Annotated in this window: 5 protein-coding genes; 4 read left to right on the forward strand and 1 reads right to left on the reverse strand. The window is 64.5% G+C overall.

The window, feature by feature from the left end:
• Positions 1–146 precede the first annotated feature (146 nt).
• The 3 genes from PARHAE_RS20400 (at position 147) to PARHAE_RS20410 (ending at position 3,682) form a co-directional block, all read left to right on the forward strand.
• On the forward strand, positions 147–1,076 hold the full coding sequence (locus PARHAE_RS20400) for an AMP-binding protein (protein WP_338142942.1): 930 nt from the start codon (positions 147–149) through the stop codon (positions 1,074–1,076).
• Positions 1,036–2,448, forward strand: coding sequence for a hypothetical protein (locus PARHAE_RS20405; protein WP_126156333.1), 1,413 nt, complete (start codon positions 1,036–1,038; stop codon positions 2,446–2,448). Before PARHAE_RS20400 ends, PARHAE_RS20405 begins: the two co-directional genes overlap by 41 nt.
• Positions 2,449–2,701: 253 nt before the next feature.
• Positions 2,702–3,682, forward strand: coding sequence for a polysaccharide pyruvyl transferase family protein (locus tag PARHAE_RS20410; protein ID WP_126156334.1), 981 nt, complete (start codon positions 2,702–2,704; stop codon positions 3,680–3,682).
• 11 nt (positions 3,683–3,693) lie between these two features.
• Here PARHAE_RS20410 and PARHAE_RS20415 read toward each other — a convergent pair whose 3' ends face one another.
• Positions 3,694–3,957, reverse strand: a complete 264-nt coding sequence (locus PARHAE_RS20415) for a hypothetical protein (protein WP_126156335.1) — start codon at positions 3,955–3,957, stop codon at positions 3,694–3,696.
• 3 nt (positions 3,958–3,960) lie between these two features.
• On the opposite strand from PARHAE_RS20415, the gene PARHAE_RS20420 reads away from it, so the two are divergent.
• Positions 3,961–4,140, forward strand: coding sequence for a hypothetical protein (locus PARHAE_RS20420; protein ID WP_126156336.1), 180 nt, complete (start codon positions 3,961–3,963; stop codon positions 4,138–4,140).
• The last annotated feature ends 112 nt before the right edge of the window (positions 4,141–4,252 follow it).

The raw sequence follows: 4,252 nt of genomic DNA on the forward strand, positions 1-4,252 counted from the left end.
TCGACGCGCTCCGAGACATCTGCGGAATGTTCACGCCCGCTGAGTGCTGGAACTACTTTCAGGCAGCTGGCTATGTCGCAGGTTAATCCCGAAACGCTTCGGTCATCCTGCTGGCTCCGGGTCAGGGCGACGCATCCGGGTCGATCCTGTCGACCTATGGCCCGAACCTCGTCCAGCGGGCGGATGGCGGCAGCCCGGATCTTTTCGATCCCCGCCCTTGTCCGATGGATGCGGATCTGGCGATGCTGCTCTCTACCTCGGGGACGACCGGGGCCGTCAAGCTGGTGCGGCTGTCGGGGCGCAACATCCATTCCAATGCCCTGGCGATCGCGGACTATCTGGAGATCGGCGCACAGGACACCGCGATCACGACGCTGCCTCTGCATTACTCCTATGGCATGTCGGTCCTGAACAGCTATTTGGCCGCCGGAGCGCGGTTGGTCCTGACCGAGGAGAGCGTGACTGCGGACGGTTTCTGGGCGCAGGCGCGGGGGGCGGGTGTCACTTCGCTGGCCCTGGTGCCGACCCAGTTCGAACTGCTAGACAAGATCGGCTTTCAGCGCGCCACCCTGCCGTCGCTGCGCTATGTCACCCAAGCGGGCGGGCGACTGGACCCGATCCTGGCGCAGCGCTTCGCCCACGCGGCCCGGGCTGAAGGCTGGCAGCTTGTCATCATGTATGGCCAGACCGAGGCCAGTCCCCGTATTGCCTATGTCCCGCCCGAGGCGGTCCTGGACAATGTCCAGTCGATCGGCCGCGCCATCCCCGGCGGGCGGCTGTGGATCGAGAACGGCCAGGGCCACCCCATCGAGGATGCTGGGATCGCGGGTGAACTGGTCTATCAAGGGCCGAATGTGATGATGGGGCTATGCCCTGTCGCGCACCGATCTGGCCCTGCCCGCCGGGCCGGACATCCTGCGAACCGGCGACATTGCGCTGCGCGAGACCAGCGGCTTTTTCCGCATCACCGGGCGGGCCAGCCGCTTCGTCAAGCTGTTTGGGCTGCGCATCGGCCTGGACGAGATCGAGACGCAGTTGCGCCGCGCCGGCCACCGCGCCTATGTGTCTGGCGATGATCGCGGGGTGGTGGCTTTCGTCCAGGACGCTTCGTCCGATACTCTGGCCCTGGTCGGCGATGACCTTGCCGCCCGCTATCGCCTGCCGCCCTCGGCGATCCGCGTGGCACCCCTGGATGCCCCGCCCCTGCTGGCCTCGGGCAAGGTCGATTACCGGACCTTGGCGAACCGGGCCTCGGCCCTGCTGACGCGACCCGTGCGGCAGGCCGGGCTGGACGGGGAAGACGCGCTGCGGCGGATCCTGCGCAGGCCCGATGCAGATCTGACCCTTAGCTTCCGGGATCTGGGCGGCGACAGTCTGGCCTATCTGGAGGTCGAGATGCTGCTGGGTAACCGGCCCGAAGGGCTGCCCGACGGCTGGGACCGCCTGCCTCTGGAGAGCCTGCTGGATGCCCGTCCGGCACTCGCGGGCGCGCCCCAGGCCCGCCGGCGCATCGCGGTCGGGCCAGAGCTTCTTGCCCGCGTGCTGGCGATCCTGTTCGTGATCGGATTGCACGCGACCGATCTGCCGATCGGCGGCGGGGTCTACATCCTGACCATCCTGACCGGCTATTCGCTGGCCCGGTTCCAGTTGGCGCAGCTTCAGGCCGGCAATGTCCGGCGGATGGCGGGTTCAATGCTGGTGCCGGTGCTGGCGGCCTATTACCTGGTCCTGGTCCTTCTGTCGCTGCGGTTCCAGATCGACTGGCAGTGGTTCCTGCTGGTGGCCAATTTCGGGGCCGCCCGGGGCGATGTTCCCCAGCCGGGATGGTTCCTGCCCTATTGGTTCATCTCGGCCTATGCGCAGGCGATCCTGCTGATCGCGTTGCTGTTCATCCCCAGGCCGGTCCGGCGGATCGCCAGCCATGCGCCGCTGCAGACGGGGCTGGCGCTATGGCTGGTTTTCTCGGGGGCGATACTGGCGTCCGGAGCGGACGATCTGTCCTATGGCAGCCAGATACGCCATCCGTTCGGCACCTTGCAGCTTCTGTTTCTGGGATGGTCCATCGCTCTGGCGGAAACGCCGCGCCAGAAGGGAATCGTCAGCGGGGCGATCGTGCTGTCATGGCTGTGGTTATGGGTTGACGCCGATCCCAGCGTGGTCCTGTTCCTGACCGTGCTTCCCCTGGCGATCCTGTGGGGCCCCCGCATCCCCTTGCCGGGCGCGTTGGCGCGAGGCCTGCTGCGGTTCGGAACGCTGATGCTGCATGTCTATATCGCCCACGTGCCGGCGCTGTATGTCGCGCGGCATCTTCTGGATTCGCAGGCGGCGATCCTTGCGGCGACCCTGATGATCAGCGTGGCGGCGGGATGGGCGATGAAGGCGGTCCTGGACCGGTTCCTGGGGTGGGTGCAGGGACTGGCCGCCCGCAAGCCGCGTCAGATCGCCTGAGCCATGCGGATGGCATCGAAGGGCCACCCGTCCGTCGTTGTGACAAGAGGGATGGTGCTGCATAAGGCCGCTGACAATATCGAGGAAAGACCAGACATGGCTTCTGCCAGAAACCGCCCGACAATGCTTTTCGGCTCTTTCGGATACGGCAATATCGGTGACGAAGCCGTCCCGAGCGCTTTTGGACGGATGGCTCGCGCCGCCGGGGAGGATCTGAACCGTTCTGCCGGTTTCGCGCTTCGCCAAGGCGCCGATGCCAGATATTGTCTATATGGGCGATGCGGTGCGGATGGACAGATCCAGCCTGTCTGGCCGAACCGTCTTTCTCAGCGGCGGCGGCATCATCGAACCTCATTCGAATTCCTGTCTCAACCGGCTGGCTGAACTGAGGCGGCAGACCGCGCCGTTCGACATACAACCCTTCGCGATTTCCTGCGAACCCGGCGTGACCTTCGGCTTTCGGGAACGGCGGCGCCTGCAGCGGCTTTTGCAGGATCTGCCCGAGGTCCTGGTCCGGGACGAGGTATCGCAGCGCGCCCTGGAAGGTATTCTCTGGGACGTTCCGGTGCGGGTCATCGGCGATATCGTCCTGTGGCTCGAAGGAGAGGCGCTGCCCGAACAGCATGCCCGCGACCTGCCCGGACGCTATGTCGCCGTATCCCTGGCGTCGATCTGGAATGATGGCGCCTTCTTTGGGTGGGTCGCCGCAGAGCTTGCGCAGATCTCGCGACGGCTGGACGCGACGATCCTGCTGGTGCCGATCAGCAATGCGGTAGGCGACGATGTCGCGCAGCATCGGCGGCTTTGCCGGATATTGGACCAGGATTTCGGTGCGCGGGCCCAGCTTTTCGATTTCCACGGCGATCCTTTTCCCAAGCCGGAATGGATCGCCGAAATCTATGGCCGGGCTTCTCTGGTCATGTCGTCCCGGCTGCATGGTTGCGTCATCGCCTATGCGTGCAAGACACCCTTCGTCGGCATTGGCTATCACCCCAAGCTTCAAGGCTTCGCCCGAACCATCGGATGGGAGGACATGATCGTGCCGCGGACCCTGCCCCCCCGGCAATCACCCGGAAAATACGGGTATTCCTGGTCGGATCTGTCCGTGGCGCCCGGCGCTGCCCTGGCTGCCGCGGAAGACGCCGTCGGTCACGCCGATTATTCGGCCCGCGATTATTTCCGAATGAAGCAGGTTCAGGCGTTCCGGCGTCTGCGCGAATACAGGACAGGCTGATGCGCCGCGCGTCAGCGGCCGTTTTCATGACGTTTAGCGACAGCGGGGCCAAGCTGCATTTTCTTGCCCCGCTTCCCGGTTCGCTTGCCAGGACGGGCGGCCTGCGCGTTCCAGCGGCCCATCAGCAGCATGATCGGTATCCCTGCTATCAGCCCAGCATATCCCCCTGCGATATAGGCGAAGACGATCTGCCACAGGGAGCCGTCCTGCATCCACAGGACGACCGCCCCTGTAAAAGAGCCGGCTAGGATCAGCGTCAGGGCTACGATGATCATGGCATGGCCAAGCAGGAGTCGGGTCTTGCGCCTTGCGCGGGAAGGAACATCGGCAAGAGCGCCTCACAGGTTGGGCTGATTGCCCGTATCTATCGTCCCAAGGTAGAAAATTTTACAAAACCTTCAACCTTTGATCGGCCACGTGATTCGGGTGACGAACCCAATCTAGCAACCAATGGTTGACATCCCGTAAAGTGGGCTCTGTTGCACAAATGGCCTGACTGTCAGAGTTCCCCTATCCCCGGACAGACCTATCCTGCGACTTCCGTGATGGGTGTGCCGAGCGCGGTGAAGC

Source organism: Paracoccus haematequi, from assembly GCF_900631945.1.
GTDB classification, from domain to species: Bacteria; Pseudomonadota; Alphaproteobacteria; order Rhodobacterales; family Rhodobacteraceae; genus Paracoccus; species Paracoccus haematequi_A.